Below are 15,240 nucleotides of genomic sequence, written 5' to 3'. Positions count from 1 at the left end.
TTGCCACTCCCCTACCCGAGTCGCGGAGTCCCCCAGCGGTCCGCGAGCAAGGAGCATGCTTACACATCACCACGACGCAAGACGTGGTTTCACCCGCACTACAGGTGCTGGGGCTGCGCGGCGAGCAGGTCGGCGTACCAGTGGAAGGACTTCTTCCGGGTGCGCCGGAGCGTCTCGAAGTCGATGTGCACCAGGCCGAAGCGCTGGGTGTAGCCCTCGGCCCACTCGAAGTTGTCCATGAGCGACCAGCAGTAGTAGCCGCGTACGTCGACGCCGCGGACGATCGCCTCGGAGACCGCGCCGATGTGGGACCGGAGGTAGTCGATGCGCGGCTGGTCGTCGACGACGCCGTGCTCGTCGGGACCCATGTTGTAGCTGCACCCGGACTCGGTGATGTAGATCGGCGGGAGGGCCGCGCGGAAGCGGGCGCGGAACATGACGAGCCACTCGCGCAGCGCGTCGGGCACGATCGGCCAGCCGAAGTCGGTGGTCGGGTAGCCGACGACCTCGCGGAAGTCGAAGGGGAGCTCCGAGTCCTCGTCGGCGGCCGCGATCCTGATCGGGTTGTAGTAGTTGACGCCGTAGAAGTCGAGGGGCTGCCGGATCGTCGCCAGGTCGCCGTCGCGCATGACCCCCTCGAACAGAGGCATCAGGTCGACGGGATAGCGGCCCAGCAGCATCGGCTCGAGGAACATGCCGTTCCACAGCGCGTCGAAGATCTTGCTCATCCCCACGTCGGCGTCGTCGTCGGTGGCGGGCCAGATGGGTGCGTGGTTGTTGGCGCAGCCGATCGAGGTCGCGCCGGCCCGGCGCAGCTCGATCGCGGCGCGGCCGTGCGCCAGCAGCAGGTGGTGGGCAGCAGGCAGGCAGTCGAACAGCATCGCCTTGCCCGGTGCGTGCGTCCCCATGCCGTAGCCCTGCATCGAGGCGACGTTGGGCTCGTTGACCGGGATCCAGTGCTCCACGCGGTCCGCGAACCTCTCGCCGACGATCGCGGCGTACTCCGCGAACCGCTCGACGGTCTCGCGGTTGAGCCAGCCGCCGTCGTCCTCGAGTGCCTGAGGCAGGTCCCAGTGGTAGAGCGTGACCATAGGCTGCTGGCCGTTGGCGAGCAGCTTGTCGATGAGCCGGTCGTAGAACGCCAGTCCTTTCGTGTTGGCCCGCCCACGCCCGGTGGGCTGGATCCGCGGCCAGGCGATCGAGAAGCGGTAGCCCCCGGTGCCGAGCTCCTTCATCAGCGCGACGTCCTCGTCGACCCGGTGGTAGTGGTCGCAGGCGACCTCGCCGGTGCTGCCGTCCACCACCCGGCCGGGCTCGGCGGTGAAGGTGTCCCAGATGCTCGGCCCCCTGCCGTCGGCCGTCACCGCCCCCTCGATCTGGTAGCTCGCCGTGCTGGTCCCGAAGCGGAAACCGGGCGGGAGCATGGGGAAGTCTTGCGGGGGAGGCACATCCGCGAAGATATCGGCATGTCCATGGCCCTGTACGCCGCTTCGCAGAGGTCGTCCTCGACCGACGAGGGCCGGGTGACGCAGCACTCGTTCTCCTTCGGTCCGCACTACGACCCCGCCAACCTCGGCTTCGGGCCTCTGGTCTGCCACAACGACGACGTCCTGGACCGCGGGGCGGGCTATCCGGAGCATCCGCACTCCGAGCTCGAGATCGTCACGTGGGTGCTCGAGGGGGCGCTGGTACACACCGACTCGACCGGAGCCCGCCACGTCGTGGAGGCCGGCCGGGCACAGGTGCTCTCGGCCGGGTCGGGCATCCGGCACAGCGAGGTCGCCGACGCGTCGTCGGGGCGCTGCCGGTTCCTCCAGGCATGGCTGGTGCCGACCGAGCCGGGCGCCGAGCCGTCGTACGTCCTGGGCGAGGCGCCGGCCCCGGTCTCCGGACCGGCCGAGGTGGTGGGCGGGACCGGCCTGCCGATCGGCACCCGCGGCGCCCGTCTGCTGGTGGCCAGGCTCGCGCCCGGCCAGTCGGTCGCGCTGCCCGAGGACCCGCGCCAGCACGTGTTCGCCGCCACCGGTGCGGTCTCTGTAGGCGGGAGGTCGCTGCGGGCCGGCGACGCCGTACGCATCACGGACGAGCCGGGCCACGTCGTGCGGGCGAGCGAGGAGACCGAGCTGCTGGTGTGGTCCTTCGACGACATCTCCGCGAGTTGAGTGCTCGGGTCGGCGTGGAACACGACGGGTTGAGCACTCGACTCGAGCGGATCAACGTCTCCTGCTCCTGCGCGGCCGCGAGGCGTGGGAGGACCGGCCTCGAGATGCTGCCTCCGGGTCGGGCGGTCTGGACACGAAAGGCGCGCTACGACTACTCCGGTCGCAGCTACGACGTGCATGAGACGTGGCTCCACCACCACGTCCCGCACTTCGTTCCAGCGCCCATGATGCTGAGCGACCACGAGAACCAGAGCATCGTCGGCTTCCGCCGGTGGACATCTCGCCCAGTTGAGTGCGCTGGTCCGCCTGGAACACGACGGGCTGAGCACTCGACTCAGGCCGATCGCGGTCAAGGGATCAGCACGCCCGGGTTGAGGATCCCCGCCGGGTCGACCTCGGCCTTGACCGCGCGCAGCATCCGCACCCCGACCTCCCCGATCTCCTGGGCGAACCACGGCTTGTGGTCCGTGCCGACGGCGTGGTGGTGGGTGATGGTCGCGCCCGCGGCGATCATCGCGTCGCTCGCCGCGACCTTCGCGGCCTGCCACTGGGCGAGCGGGTCCTCGGCCTGGCGGGCGGCGACGGTGAAGTAGAGCGAGCAGCCGGTCTCGTAGACGTGGGAGATGTGGCACAGGACCAGGGAGCCGTCGCCGAGCGACGACTGCAGTGCCTCCCTGACCTCGGCGTGGAGCCGCCGGCGGTTGGACCAGAACGTCGCGGTCTCGAGGGTCTCGACGAGGACGCCCTGGTCGAGCAGCGCGTCGCGGAGGTAGGGAGCGTCGAAGCGCCCGCGCGACCACTTCTCCCCCGGTTCGGTGCCGAGCCCGGTGCCACCGAGTCCCTCGAGGACGGTGGACACCGCCGCCCGCGTGACCGCGACCTGCTCGGCGGTGCCCTCGTAGCCGGTGATCATCAGGCAGCCGGGATCGTCGGCGCCGCCGATCGACGACGGGTCGGCCAGGTTGATCGCGGTCTCGGACTCGTCGGAGAGCCGGAGGACCGTGGGCATCAGCCCGGCCTGGGCGAGGGTGCGCATCGCGTCGGAGCCGGCGTCGAAGGACGGCCAGCGCCACCCCTCGTACGTCGTGACCTCGGGCGCGCGACGTACCCGGACGGTCACCGAGGTGATGACGCCGAAGGCCCCCTCGGAGCCGAGGAGCAGCTGGCGCAGGTCGGGACCGGCTGCGTTGGCCGGAGAGGAGCCGAGGTCGAGCGACCCGGTCGGCGTCGCTGCGGTGAGACCGACGACCATCGCGTCGAAGCGGCCGTAGCCGGCGCTCGACTGCCCGCTGGACCGGGTGGCCGCGAAGCCGCCGATCGAGGCGTGCAGATACGACTGGGGGTAGTGACCGAGCGTGAGGCCGTGCGCGGCGAGGAGCGCCTCGGCCTCGGGACCGCGGAGCCCCGGCTGCAGGGTCGCGGTCATCGAGACCTCGTCGACGGCGAGCAGGCGCTTCATCCGGACCAGGTCCAGGCTGACGAGGCCGGCGAAGCCGTCGCGCCGGGCCGCGAGACCACCGGTCACACAGGTGCCGCCGCCGAACGGCACGACCGCCACGCGGTGCTCGTGCGCCCACGCCAGCACGTCCGCCACCTCGACGTGCCCGTCGGGACGCACCACCGCGTCGGGAGCGTCGGTGAAGTCGCCCGCACGCGCGCGCAACAGGTCAGGGGTGGACTTGCCGCGCGTACGAAGGGTGCGGGTCGCGTCGTCGACGAGGACGTGCTCGGGCCCGACGATCTCCCGCAACCCCTCCAGCAGGCGCGCGGGGAGCGCGGACGCGGGCGGCGTGGCCCCGCTCGTCGCGGGACGGTCCTGGCGGCCGAACGCCAGCTCGACGAGGCCGAGCGCGGACTCGGGGAGGTCGGTCGCGGCAGCCGGGTCTCCCCAGCGCTGGGGGTGCATCTCGGCAGTGGGTGACGGGCGCATGCGTTACAGTGTGACACATGCCGTCACTTCGTCACACCCCTGATCCTCGGCTCGACGCCTACCTCGACGCCGCCCGGGACTGCATCCTCGACGTCGGGTGGCGACGTACGACCCTCACCGAGGTCGCGAAGCGCGCCGGCGTCTCCCGGATGACGATCTACCGCGCCTGGTCCGACATGGGCTCGCTGCTCGGGGACCTGATGACCCGCGAGTGGGTGGGGATCGCCGCCGCCACCCGGGTCGCCGCGGCTGACACCACCACTCCTGCGGGCATCGCGGCGGCCGCGCTGTCCACCGTGCGGGCCCTGCGCGACAACGAGCTGTTCGTCCGCATCGTCGAGCTCGACCCCGACCTGATGCTCCCCTACCTCCTGTCCCGTCGCGGCCGCTCCCAGGAGGCGTTGATCGAGATCCTGGCCGCCGAGATCGAGAGCGGTCAGACGTCCGGCGCCATCCGCGCGGGCGACGCCCTCCTGATGGCGCGTTCGCTCACCCTGGCCGCGCACGGCTTCGTGTTCTCGGCGATGACGATGACCGACCACGGCATCTCACTCGCGGACCTCGATGCGGAGTACGCCCGACTGGTCACTGCCTCCCTCGAGCCGGGGCCGACCTCGTGACCGGGACCCGGATCACTCCCGGCCTGGCCGGGGTCCCCGACGAGGTCGACGTCGTGGTCGTCGGCCTCGGCGTCACCGGGGCAGGGGTGGCGCTCGACGCGGTGACCCGGGGCCTGAGCGTGCTCGCCGTGGACGCCCACGACCTGGCCTTCGGGACCTCGCGCTGGTCGTCCAAGCTCGTGCACGGGGGCCTGCGCTACCTCGCCCAGGGACAGCTCTCGATCGCCCGCGAGAGCGCGATCGAGCGGGGCATCCTGATGGACGTCACCGCGCCCCATCTGACCCGTCCGCTGCCGATGCTGACGCCGGTCAACGACGCGATGTCGCGCACTCGAACGGCGATGACATGGGCGGGCCTGCACGCCGGCGACGTGCTCCGGCGCACCGCGCACACGACCGCCCGCACCCTCCCCCACCCGCGGCGGCTCAACGCCACCGAGACCCTCAGCCTCGCGCCGTCGCTGCGCGCCGACACCCTCCGTGGAGGACTGCTCGCCTGGGACGGGCAGCTCGAGGACGACGCGCGCCTCGTCGTCACCGTCGCCCGCACCGCGGCGTCGTACGGCGCCCACGTGCGTACGCGTGCCAGGGTGCGCAGCGCCACGGGGTCGAGCGTCGACCTGCGCGACGAGCTCACCGGCGAGACCCGCGTCGTGCGCGCCGGCGCGGTCGTCAACGCGACGGGCGTGTGGGCCGGCGACCTGGACGAGCAGGTGAGGCTCCGGCCGAGCCGCGGCACGCACCTGGTGCTGCGCGGCTCGACGCTGCCGCACACCAGGGTCGCGGTGATGGTGCCGATCCCGGGGACGACCGCTCGCTTCGCGATGGTGCTCCCGCAGCCCGACGGCACCATCTACGTCGGCCTCACCGACGAGCCCGTCACCGGTCCCGTGCCAGACGTGCCGACGCCGAGCGAGGCCGAGATCGGGTTCCTGCTCGACGTGGTGGCCTCGGCCTTCTCCTCACCCCCGGCGCGCTCGGACGTGGTCGGCGCTTATGCCGGGCTCCGGCCGCTGCTGGAGGTCGCGGGCACGGACACGACGGCCGACCTCTCCCGCCGGCACGCCATCCTCACCTCGCCGACCGGGGTGACCACGGTCGTCGGCGGCAAGCTCACGACCTACCGGCGGATGGCCGAGGACACCCTCGACGCGATCGTTGCCGCCGGCCGGCTGCCCGCCGGGCCGTGCCGGACCGCCTCACTGCCACTGCTCGGCGCCGCCGCCCCGGTGGCGCTGCGCCGATCGACCGCCCCCGCCCGGCTCGTACGACGCTTCGGCACCGACGCCGACCTGGTCCTGGGCACGGCCAGCGAGGTCACCGGGCTGCCCGCCGACGAGCTGCTCGAGCCCGCCTCGGACGACGTCGCGGTGACCCTCGCCGAGCTGGTCTTCGCGGTCACCGACGAGGGCGCGCACGACGTCGACGACCTCCTCGACCGGCGGGTGCGCGTGGGCCTGGTGCCGGCCGATCGCACGGTCGCCGAACCGCTCGCGACCCGAGCCCTGGAGCTCGTGGCAACCTCCCGGCAGACCACGGCCTGAAAGCCTTTTCGTAGGCCCGGTCAAGGTGGGGAGCAAAAACGCCCGGCACTTCAGGTGAACCTCGGACACCGGATGGGCGAGGTGGGATGGTTCTCCACGGCGCGCCCCTTGCCGACCCCATGCGGCGAGGGGCGCCCAGTCCATTTTGATGGGGCTCGCTCCGCTTCGCCCGTGTCCGCGCGCTCGTGACCCGGTCGCCGACCTGCAGGTCGACCGTCAGGGGTTTCGTCCGCGGCGCGCCCGGGAGTGCAGGAGGAGGGCTGTGCCCGGAGGAGCGAAGCGGGGGAGGGCGCGGCAACGACGACGAACGAGCGGGCTAACAGCGCCGCGGACACGCGCCGAAGCGAAGCGGAGGCGCAAGAAGGCACAGCTCATTCCACCGTGACCGACTTCGCCAGGTTGCGCGGCTTGTCGATGTCGTGACCCAGGTGCTGGGCCGCGTGGTAGGCCAGCAGCTGGAGCGGGATGGTGAGCAGGATCGGGTCCAGCTCGGGCTCGTTGCGGGGTACGTCGATGCGGCGAGCGCCGATGGCCCCGAGGTCGACCTCATCGTGGGTGATCACGACCAGCGGGCCGTGCCGTGCGTCGATCTCGTGCAGGGCGCCGATGTTGCGCTCGGTCAGCTCGTCGCGGGGCACCAGCGCCACCGTCGGCACCTCGGGGTCGATCAGCGCGAGCGGGCCGTGCTTGAGCTCGGACGTCGGGTAGGCCTCGGCGTGGCGGTAGCTGATCTCCTTGAACTTCTGGGCGCCCTCGCGTGCCACCGGGAAGCCGCGCACGCGGCCGATGAAGAACAGGCTGCGAGCCTCGGCCAGCTCCTTCGCGACCTCGACCAGGTCGGCCTCGCCGGCCAGGATCTCCTCGATCTGGCCGGGCAGCCTCTCCAGTCCCGCGACCAGCCGCTTGCCGTCGGCGATCGAGAGGTCGCGGACGCGTCCCAGCTGGAGCGCCAGGAGGGCGAAGCCGAGGAACATGTTGGTGAGCGCCTTGGTGCTGGCCACCGCCACCTCGGGGCCGGCGTGCAGGTAGATGCCGCCGTCGCACTCGCGGGCAATCGCGGAGCCGACCACGTTGACCAGACCGACGCAGCGCCCGCCCTTGCGGCGTACCTCCTGCACGGCGAGCAGGGTGTCGATGGTCTCCCCGGACTGGCTCACCGCGACGTAGAGGGTGTCGGGCTCGATGACCGGGTCCCGGTAGCGGAACTCGCTGGCGGCCTCGGCGTCGGCGGGGATCCGAGCGAGCTCCTCGATGAGCCCCGCTCCCATCTGTCCGACGTAGTAGGCAGATCCGCAGCCCAGGATCTTCACGCGGCGCACCGCCCGGAGGTCGCGAGCGTCCATCTCGAGGCCGCCCAGGTGCGCGGTGCCGAAGCGCTCGTCGAGCCGGCCGCGCAGCACCGCCTGGGCGGTGGTCGGCTGCTCGAGGATCTCCTTGCGCATGTAGGACTCGTGGTCGCCGGCCTCGTACGCCGCCGCGTCGATGTCGACCTGCGTCGCGGTCTTGCCGGTCGAGGAGAGGTCCGTGTGCCGCATCGTGCTGAAGCCGGACGCGGTCACGGTGGCCATCTCGCCGTCGTCGAGCATCGCGACGGTCGTCGTGTGCCGCACCAGTGCGGCGAGGTCGGAGGCGACGTACATCTCCTTGTCACCCACGCCCACCACCAGCGGACTGCCGTTGCGCGCGACGACGATGCGGTCGGGGAAGTCGGCGTGCAGCACGGCCAGCCCGTAGGTGCCGACGACGACGCGGAGCGCGTCACGCACCTTGCCCTCGAGGGTGTCGGCCTCGCTCCGCGCGACCAGGTGGGCCACCACCTCGGTGTCGGTGTCGCTGGCCAGCGTCACCCCCGCGTCGGTGAGCTGGGCACGCAGCGCGGCGGAGTTGTCGATGATGCCGTTGTGCACGACGGCCACGCGCCCGGTCTCGTCGACGTGCGGGTGGGCGTTGGCGTCGGTCGCCGGGCCGTGCGTGGCCCAGCGGGTGTGGCCGATGGCGGTGGTGCCGGCGAAGCGCTTGGGCAGCACGTCGGTCAGCTCGCGCACCCGGCCGGCCTGCTTGGCCACCCGGAGCCCCCGGCCACCCAGGACGGCGACGCCGGCCGAGTCGTAGCCGCGGTGCTCGAGCCGGGTCAGGCCTTCGAGCACGACGGGAGCCGCGTCCTGGCGCCCGATGTAGCCGACGATTCCACACATGGTCTCTCCTGTCCGTAGTCGTTATCCGTAGACGATCCGGCGCAGCTGCCGCTCCGAGAGCTCAGGGGCAGCCACCACCCGCTCGCGCAGCTCCTCGGCGATGACCGCGAAGATCTCGGGGTTCTTGGCGCCGTACGTCTTGAGGCGCGCATGCCGGTCCCGGACGTACTCCTCCACCGACTGGGCGTGGAAGGCGATCACGTCCTCGACCACCCGGGCGGCCTCTCCGGGCGTCAACGACGTGGTGGCGACGACGTGGGAGACGAGAGCGGGGTCGGGCACGGTTCGATCATGTCCCCGGACGTCGTCAACAGCAACTTCCTGCCCGAAATCGGGCAAGAACGCGACTCGGAACCGCCGTGGCGGTCCGTCGACATCGTCACAGCAGTCCCAGGTGGGGCATCCGGACCCAGGGTGGGCAGACATAGGGGCCCAAGTGGGGCATGGCCGCGCATTTCCCGCGAAACGATGGTGCGCTGGTGGGGAGGTGCTATCTTGGGTGAACAGTAAGTGAACGGGAGGTGTCACATGAGCAAGCAAGAGATGACCGGGGCGCCGGTCTGCACCTGGGTGACGGTCACGGATGCGTCGGGTCGCACCCACATGGAGGCACGCTGGTCGGTCCCCGCGACCGCCCGCACCCAGGCCGCCTGAGCGATCAGCCAGGCCCCGAGCCACGTCCCTCAGGGGGCGTGGCTCGATGCATGTGGCGGAGAAGCTCGGAGAAATCTCCGGGGTTCGGGAATGAAGTCCAGGTGCGCCTCGTTCTATTGGTTGAATCTTCTACCAACCAAGCCAGGAGGCTTTCATGACCACCTCGTTCGACGCTCCCACCACCGCCATCGACGACATCACCGGTGACTACGCCCTCGACGTCAGCCACAGCCGCCTCGGCTTCGTGGCCCGCCACGCCATGGTGACCAAGGTACGCGGCCAGTTCGGCGCCTTCACCGGCACCGCCCGCATCGACGAGGCGAACCCGTCCTCCTCCAAGGTCGACCTCTCCATCGACGTCACCTCCGTCGAGACCGGCAGCGCCGACCGTGACGGCCACCTCAAGTCCGGCGACTTCTTCGACGTCGAGCAGTACCCGTCCATCACCTTCACCTCGACCGACGTGAAGCGCGACGGCAGCGACTGGACGATCACCGGCGACCTCACCATCAAGGACGTCACCAAGCCGGTCACGATCGAGTTCGAGCAGACCGGCTCGGCCCGCGACCCCTTCGGCAACCTGCGTGTCGGCTTCGAGGGCGAGACCACCATCAACCGCAAGGACTGGGGCCTCACCTGGAACGCGGCGCTCGAGACCGGCGGCGTCCTCGTCTCCGAGAAGATCAAGCTCGAGTTCGACGTCTCGGCGATCAAGTCCGCCTGAGCTTCTCCCCCGTTTCCTGCCAGGAGCCCCGTCGCCTCTCCGGTGGCGGGGCTTCTGCGTGCTCTCAGGAAGCGCTCAGTTCCGGCCCCTAGCGTGGGTAGTTCAAGTGTCAATCAACTCGGAGGTAGACCTGTGAAGCTCCCGTTCGGCAACCGCTCCACCACTCCTGCGCAGGACGTCGTACTCCTGCTCGCGCGACTCGCCCTCGGGGCGGTGATGATCGCCCACGGCTGGCAGAAGCTCGACCAAGGTGGCTCCGGCGGCACCGCCGACGGGTTCGCGGCCATGGGCATTCCGGTAGCACCCGCGGCCGCCGCCTTCGCCATCGCGATCGAGGTCGGCGGCGGGGTCCTGATCCTGCTGGGTGCCCTCACCCCGGTCGTCGGCGTGCTCTGGGCGCTCAACATGGCCGGCGCCTGGTGGTTCGTGCACCGGGACGCCTTCTTCGTCGCCGAGGGCGGGTACGAGCTGGTGCTGGTCCTGGGCGTTCTCGGCCTCGTCCTGGCGAGCACCGGTGCGGGTCGGCTGTCGGTCGACCACCTGCTCACCCGGCAGGTCACCGGCCAGCGCGACGAGGAGCGACAGCCCGAGGCCGTCGCCGCCTGACCGACCGGGCACTTCCTCGTCCTGGACGACGCCGACCGGTCACTTCCTCGCCGAGGAAGTGACCGGTCGGCGCATTTCAGCGCGAGGGATCGTCAGGTCAGCGGGGGTTCTTGCCCTTGTAGCCGCCGCTGTGACCACCGGCGCGCTGGCGCTGCGGGCCCTTGTCGAGCTCGAGCTCGATCAGCTTGCCGGAGATGCGTGTGCCGGCGAGACGGTCGAGCGTGCCGGGGGGCAGGGCGGCCGGGAGCTCGACGAGCGAGAACTCCGGCTTGATGGCGATGTAGCCGAAGTCCCCGCGCGAGAGGCCGCCCTCGTTGGCCAGGGCACCCACGATCTGGCGGGGCTCGACCTTGTGCCGCTTGCCCACGGAGATGCGGTACGTCGCCATCGGGGCGCCGCTGCGCGACTCCCGGGCGGGACCACGGTCGGCCTTGCCGGCGTGGCTGGAGCGCTCCTCGAAGGAGCGGGTCCGCTGCTCGGGCTCGGGGTCGAGCAGCAGCGGCTGCTCGCCGTGCATCACCGCGGCCAATGCGGCGGCGACGTCGACCTCGGCCACGTCGTGCTCACTGACGTAGTGGGAGACCACGTCGCGGAAGAAGTCGATCCGCTCGGGCTGGGCCAGCGCCTGCGTGATCTGGTCGTCGAAGCGCGAGAGCCGGGTGGCGTTGACGTCGTCGACCGTCGGCAGCTGCATCTGGGTGAGCGGCTGGCGGGTGGCCTTCTCGATCGCGCGCAGCAGGTGGCGCTCACGCGGCGTGACGAAGGCGATCGAGTCACCGGTCCGGCCCGCGCGGCCCGTACGCCCGATGCGGTGGACGTAGGACTCGGTGTCGGTGGGGATGTCGTAGTTGACGACGTGGCTGATCCGCTCGACGTCGAGGCCCCGGGCGGCGACGTCCGTGGCGACGAGGATGTCGAGCTTGCCGGCCTTGAGCTGGTTGATGGTGCGCTCGCGCTGCACCTGAGCGACGTCGCCGTTGATCGCCATCGCGGAGTAGCCGCGGGCGCGGAGCTTCTCGGCCAGCATCTCGGTCTCGTTCTTGGTGCGGACGAAGACGATCATGCCCTCGAAGTTCTCGACCTCGAGGATGCGCGTGAGGGCGTCGACCTTCTGCGGGTAGGACACGATCAGGTAGCGCTGGGTGATGGACGAGACCGTCGACGTCTTGTTCTTGACGGTGATCTCGACGGGGTTCTCCAGGTACTTCTTGGAGATGCGACGGATCTGGGCAGGCATCGTGGCCGAGAACAGCGCCACGTGCTTGTCCGCGGGCGTGTCGGCGAGGATGGTCTCGACGTCCTCGGCGAAGCCCATCTTGAGCATCTCGTCAGCCTCGTCCAGGACGAGGAAGCGCAGCTCCGACAGGTCGAGCGTGCCCTTCTCCAGGTGGTCCATGATGCGCCCGGGCGTGCCGACGACGACATGCACGCCGCGACGCAGCGCCGAGAGCTGTACGCCGTAGCCCTGGCCGCCGTAGATGGGCAGCACGCGCACGCCCTTCATGTGCGCGGCGTACTTCTCGAAGGCCTCCGAGACCTGGAGCGCGAGCTCGCGGGTCGGGGCGAGGACGAGGGCCTGCGGCGTCTTCTGGGAGAAGTCGAGCTGCGAGAGGATCGGCAGCGCGAACGCGGCCGTCTTGCCGGTGCCGGTCTGCGCGAGGCCCACGACGTGGCGTCCCTCCAGCAGCGGCGGGATCGTCTGGGCCTGGATCTGCGAGGGGGTCTCGTAGCCGACGTCGGCCAGCGCCTTGAGGACCTCAGGCGAGAGGCCGAGGTCGGCGAAGGTCTGCTCAGGGGCTGCTGGCTGCTCGTCACTCACCCGACAACGGTAGGGCCTCACGGGGGAATCTGGCATTCCACACCAGGCACCCCGGCCGAGGATAAGCGCGCGACAGGGCGCCACGTGAGGCATCACACTCGTCCCATGCCCGGCCAGCACGACCCCAGCGACCCGACCGCACCACCGGTGCTTCCTCCCGGTCTGACGACCCGACCGCTCCGGACGAGCGACGCGCGGGCGGTCTTCGAGCTGATGGCGGCCCAGGAGCTCGAGGACATCGGCGAGGTCGCCATCGAGGAGGCCGACATCGTGAGCGACTGGGCCAAGCCCAGCCACGACGTCGGCGCCCGGTCGATCGGCGTGTTCGACGGCGACACCCTCGTGGCGTACGCCGAGCTGATGGGCGCCGACCGCGCCGACACGTCCGTGCTGCCCTCCCACCGCGGCCGCGGGATCGGCACCTGGCTGGCGCACTGGCTCCAGGAGCTTGGCCGCCGCCTCGGGTCGACGGTGATCGGGATGCCGGTCCCCCAGGGTTCGCCTGGCGACCGGTTGCTGGAGGAGCTCGGTTTCCGGGTGCGGTGGACGAGCTGGGTCCTCAAGCTGCCCGAGGGGGCGAGGATCCCCGACCGCGAGCTGCCGCCGGGATACGTCGTACGCGCGGCGCAGGCGGAGGAGCTGCGGGCCGCGCACGACGTGCTGGAGGACGCGTTCCTCGAGTGGTCGGTGCGCGGGCGGGAGAGCTTCGAGGACTTCGACGCCGCCACCCGCGGCCGGCCCGGCTTCGAGCCGTGGAACCTGCGGGTGGCCGTGGACGCCCACGGGACGGTGGCCGGCGTCTCCCTGGTGCTCGTGTCGGACGACGGGTCCACCGGCTATGTCGACCGGCTCGCCGTGCGCCGCGACCAGCGCAACCGCGGCCTGGCCCAGGCACTGCTGGTCGACTCCTTCGCCCAGGCGCGGGCCCATGGCACGTCCACCTCCGAGCTGAGCACCGACTCGCGCACCGGCGCCCTGGGTCTCTACGAGCGGGTGGGAATGGTCGCCACCAGCACTTGGGTCAATCGTGGGATCGACCTGACAGCGACCACGGAAAACGCAGTCTGAATCCCCATCGGCCAAAGATTCCGTCAAAGAGTATGGTCTAGACATCTAGGCAAAGCCCTGAAACAACCCTGACGCTCGGCGTACTCCTGCGCATACCATCGAATCGGCGTCGGATTCGGGCGGAGCCGCGGCGGGGACGTGGGGTCCCTAGCCTTTGCATTTTGGGTGGGGGTAGAAACGTGCAAGATCTTCATGCTTTGGTCGTCGAGGACGATCCGGACATCTCCTCGGCACTGGTCGAGACGCTGGAGGGCGCCGGTTTCCGGGTGACGTCAGCGCGCGACGGACGGGCGGCGGTGGACGTCGCGGCAGCCGATCCGCCCGACCTGGTCACCCTGGACCTGACGCTTCCGCACATGGACGGCATCGAGGTGTGCCGTCGCATCCGGGAGGCCAGCGACTGCTACATCGTGATCGTGTCCGCGCGGTCCGACGAGGTGGACAAGCTCATCGGCCTGGAGGTCGGCGCCGATGACTTCGTGCTCAAGCCGTTCTCCCCGCGCGAGCTGCGTGCCCGCGTGGCCGCGCTGTTCCGGCGTCCGCGCTCGGCCCTGATGGACGAGGCCGCTGCCCAGGCCCCGCACGTGCCCAGCCCGTCACAGCCTGCCGACGAGCCGAGCACGATCTCGTGCGGAGCCGGCCTGGTCATCAACTCCGCCCGGCGCGAGGTCCAGATCAACGGAACGATCGTCGACCTGACCCGCATCGAGTACGACGTGCTCGAGTACCTCGCCACCCACCTCTCGCGGGTCTGCACCCGTGAGGAGATGGTCCTCGCGATCTGGAGCAGCGCGCTCACCCACGACCACCACCTGGTGGACGTGCACGTGGCCAACCTGCGGGGCAAGCTCCGTCGGCACTCCGACGCCACGTGGATCCACACGATCCGCGGCATCGGCTACCGGATGGACCGCGAGGGCGAGCCCGAGGACCGGCGTACGGGCGGCGGCCCCTACCTGGTGGCGCGCATCGACTCGGAGGACTGGGCCCGAGGCCTCGACTTCTGACGCAGGGACCACCACGACCCCTGTCTGTGCATTCCGAGCCGTCCCAGCCCTTTGCCGCATACGATCGAGGGGCTGGGAACCATGCGTCGAGTGCGACGCGCGCCGGTTGACAGCGCGAAGCATGACCACACATGGGGGAACCACACATGATCGACCAACGCATCGCCGTGGTCGTCGAGGACGACCGCGACGCCGGCGACGCGATCTCCGCACTGCTGACCCAGGCGGGGTTCGACGTCACGATCGCACAGACCGGCACTGCCGCCCTCGCCGTGATCCGGGAGACGGCACCTGACCTCGTCACGCTCGATCTGACCCTGCCCGACATCGACGGTGTCGAGGTGTGCCGCCAGATCCGCATGGTCAGCGACTGCTACGTCATCGTCCTCAGCGGCCGCACGGCCGAGGTCGACCGGCTCATCGGGCTCGAGGTCGGCGCCGACGACTACCTGGTCAAGCCGTTCTCCCTGCGTGAGCTGCAGGCGCGCGTGGCGGCGCTGTTCCGCCGACCCCGCAGCGCGGAGATGCCAGCGACCGAGCCCCTCCCCGTTCCCGTCAGTGCCGACGGCGCCGCCGACCAGGACAGCCAGATCGGTTGCGAGGACCTGAGCCTCAACCCCGAGGCTCGGGAGGTGCTCGTCGCCGGCGAGGAGATCGACCTGACCCGCACCGAGTTCGACCTGCTCGCCCACCTCGTGAGCAACCCCGGCATCGTGGTCGCCCGCGAGGCGCTCCTCCGCGCGGTCTGGGCCACCGAGTTCGTCCCCGACAGCACCCACGTGGTCGACGTCCACCTGGCCAACCTGCGCCGCAAGCTCCGCGCTGCTGCGTCGGACAACGAGTGGATCCGCACCATCCGCGGCGTCGGGTTCCGGTTCGACCCCTGCTGCGACTGACCGGACCGCGCCCAC

General features: G+C 70.7%; 14 protein-coding genes. 9 read left to right on the top strand and 5 right to left on the bottom strand.

All coding sequences use genetic code 11. The features are described 5' to 3' along the window. Positions 1-98: 98 nt before the first annotated feature. Positions 99-1,424: a GH1 family beta-glucosidase gene (locus J3P44_RS11830; RefSeq protein ID WP_255890553.1), complete on the bottom strand. Its 1,326-nt coding sequence runs from the start codon at positions 1,422-1,424 to the stop codon at positions 99-101. Positions 1,425-1,466: 42 nt separating this feature from the next. On the opposite strand from J3P44_RS11830, the gene J3P44_RS11825 reads away from it, so the two are divergent. Further along, positions 1,467-2,162: a pirin family protein gene (locus tag J3P44_RS11825; RefSeq protein ID WP_255890552.1), complete on the top strand. Its 696-nt coding sequence runs from the start codon at positions 1,467-1,469 to the stop codon at positions 2,160-2,162. Between the two features lie 349 nt (positions 2,163-2,511). On the opposite strand, the gene J3P44_RS11820 is transcribed toward J3P44_RS11825, so the two are convergent. Further along, positions 2,512-4,092 carry an FAD-binding oxidoreductase gene (locus J3P44_RS11820; protein WP_255890551.1) on the bottom strand — a complete coding sequence of 527 codons (1,581 nt, stop codon included), beginning with the start codon at positions 4,090-4,092 and terminating at the stop codon, positions 2,512-2,514. Positions 4,093-4,109: 17 nt separating this feature from the next. On the opposite strand from J3P44_RS11820, the gene J3P44_RS11815 reads away from it, so the two are divergent. Beyond that, entirely contained in the window at positions 4,110-4,712 is a 603-nt protein-coding gene (locus J3P44_RS11815) for a TetR/AcrR family transcriptional regulator (protein WP_255890550.1), read from the top strand. Beyond that, complete coding sequence (locus tag J3P44_RS11810; protein ID WP_255890549.1) at positions 4,709-6,256, top strand: glycerol-3-phosphate dehydrogenase/oxidase; 1,548 nt, start codon at positions 4,709-4,711, stop codon at positions 6,254-6,256. The genes J3P44_RS11815 and J3P44_RS11810 overlap by 4 nt, the downstream gene beginning before the upstream one ends. Before the next feature lie 371 nt (positions 6,257-6,627). Here the strand turns inward: J3P44_RS11810 and glmS are convergent, their stop codons facing one another. Together glmS and J3P44_RS11800 are read right to left on the bottom strand one after the other, a co-directional pair. Further along, entirely contained in the window at positions 6,628-8,451 is a 1,824-nt protein-coding gene (glmS, locus tag J3P44_RS11805) for a glutamine--fructose-6-phosphate transaminase (isomerizing) (protein ID WP_255890548.1), read from the bottom strand. 21 nt (positions 8,452-8,472) lie between these two features. After that, positions 8,473-8,733: a hypothetical protein gene (locus J3P44_RS11800; RefSeq protein WP_255890547.1), complete on the bottom strand. Its 261-nt coding sequence runs from the start codon at positions 8,731-8,733 to the stop codon at positions 8,473-8,475. 246 nt (positions 8,734-8,979) lie between these two features. Between J3P44_RS11800 and J3P44_RS11795 the strand changes: the two genes are divergently transcribed. From J3P44_RS11795 to J3P44_RS11785, 3 genes are all read left to right on the top strand, one after another. Next, positions 8,980-9,105: a hypothetical protein gene (locus tag J3P44_RS11795; protein ID WP_255890546.1), complete on the top strand. Its 126-nt coding sequence runs from the start codon at positions 8,980-8,982 to the stop codon at positions 9,103-9,105. Positions 9,106-9,259: 154 nt separating this feature from the next. Next, a complete protein-coding gene (locus J3P44_RS11790) occupies positions 9,260-9,829 on the top strand; it encodes a YceI family protein (RefSeq protein WP_255890545.1) in 570 nt (189 codons plus the stop codon). A gap of 132 nt (positions 9,830-9,961) precedes the next feature. Further along, positions 9,962-10,435, top strand: a complete 474-nt coding sequence (locus J3P44_RS11785; protein WP_255890544.1) for a DoxX family protein — start codon at positions 9,962-9,964, stop codon at positions 10,433-10,435. Positions 10,436-10,532: 97 nt separating this feature from the next. On the opposite strand, the gene J3P44_RS11780 is transcribed toward J3P44_RS11785, so the two are convergent. After that, positions 10,533-12,254, bottom strand: coding sequence for a DEAD/DEAH box helicase (locus J3P44_RS11780; RefSeq protein ID WP_255890543.1), 1,722 nt, complete (start codon positions 12,252-12,254; stop codon positions 10,533-10,535). Between the two features lie 105 nt (positions 12,255-12,359). Between J3P44_RS11780 and J3P44_RS11775 the strand changes: the two genes are divergently transcribed. From J3P44_RS11775 to J3P44_RS11765, 3 genes are all read left to right on the top strand, one after another. Continuing rightward, on the top strand, positions 12,360-13,322 hold the full coding sequence (locus tag J3P44_RS11775; protein ID WP_255890542.1) for a GNAT family N-acetyltransferase: 963 nt from the start codon (positions 12,360-12,362) through the stop codon (positions 13,320-13,322). Between the two features lie 179 nt (positions 13,323-13,501). Then, positions 13,502-14,329, top strand: a complete 828-nt coding sequence (locus J3P44_RS11770; RefSeq protein WP_255890541.1) for a response regulator transcription factor — start codon at positions 13,502-13,504, stop codon at positions 14,327-14,329. Positions 14,330-14,475: 146 nt separating this feature from the next. Further along, a complete protein-coding gene (locus J3P44_RS11765; protein WP_255890540.1) occupies positions 14,476-15,225 on the top strand; it encodes a response regulator transcription factor in 750 nt (249 codons plus the stop codon). Positions 15,226-15,240 lie beyond the last annotated feature (15 nt).

The sequence above is a fragment of the Nocardioides astragali genome (assembly GCF_024436375.1).
Classification (GTDB): domain Bacteria; phylum Actinomycetota; class Actinomycetes; order Propionibacteriales; family Nocardioidaceae; genus Nocardioides; species Nocardioides astragali.
The sequence above is the reverse complement of the archived record's forward strand: the minus strand, read 5'-3'. Positions and strand labels throughout refer to the sequence as shown.

Excerpts from the sequence above, each read along its gene's own strand:
- glmS (WP_255890548.1), bottom strand. The coding sequence starts at position 8,451 with ATGTGTGGAATCGTCGGCTACATCGGGCGCCAGGACGCGGCTCCCGTC.
- J3P44_RS11775 (WP_255890542.1), top strand. The coding sequence starts at position 12,360 with ATGCCCGGCCAGCACGACCCCAGCGACCCGACCGCACCACCGGTGCTT.
- J3P44_RS11790 (WP_255890545.1), top strand. The coding sequence starts at position 9,260 with ATGACCACCTCGTTCGACGCTCCCACCACCGCCATCGACGACATCACC.
- J3P44_RS11830 (WP_255890553.1), bottom strand. The coding sequence starts at position 1,424 with ATGCTCCCGCCCGGTTTCCGCTTCGGGACCAGCACGGCGAGCTACCAG.
- J3P44_RS11820 (WP_255890551.1), bottom strand. The coding sequence starts at position 4,092 with ATGCGCCCGTCACCCACTGCCGAGATGCACCCCCAGCGCTGGGGAGAC.
- J3P44_RS11815 (WP_255890550.1), top strand. The coding sequence starts at position 4,110 with ATGCCGTCACTTCGTCACACCCCTGATCCTCGGCTCGACGCCTACCTC.
- J3P44_RS11795 (WP_255890546.1), top strand. The coding sequence starts at position 8,980 with ATGAGCAAGCAAGAGATGACCGGGGCGCCGGTCTGCACCTGGGTGACG.
- J3P44_RS11765 (WP_255890540.1), top strand. The coding sequence starts at position 14,476 with ATGATCGACCAACGCATCGCCGTGGTCGTCGAGGACGACCGCGACGCC.
- J3P44_RS11825 (WP_255890552.1), top strand. The coding sequence starts at position 1,467 with ATGTCCATGGCCCTGTACGCCGCTTCGCAGAGGTCGTCCTCGACCGAC.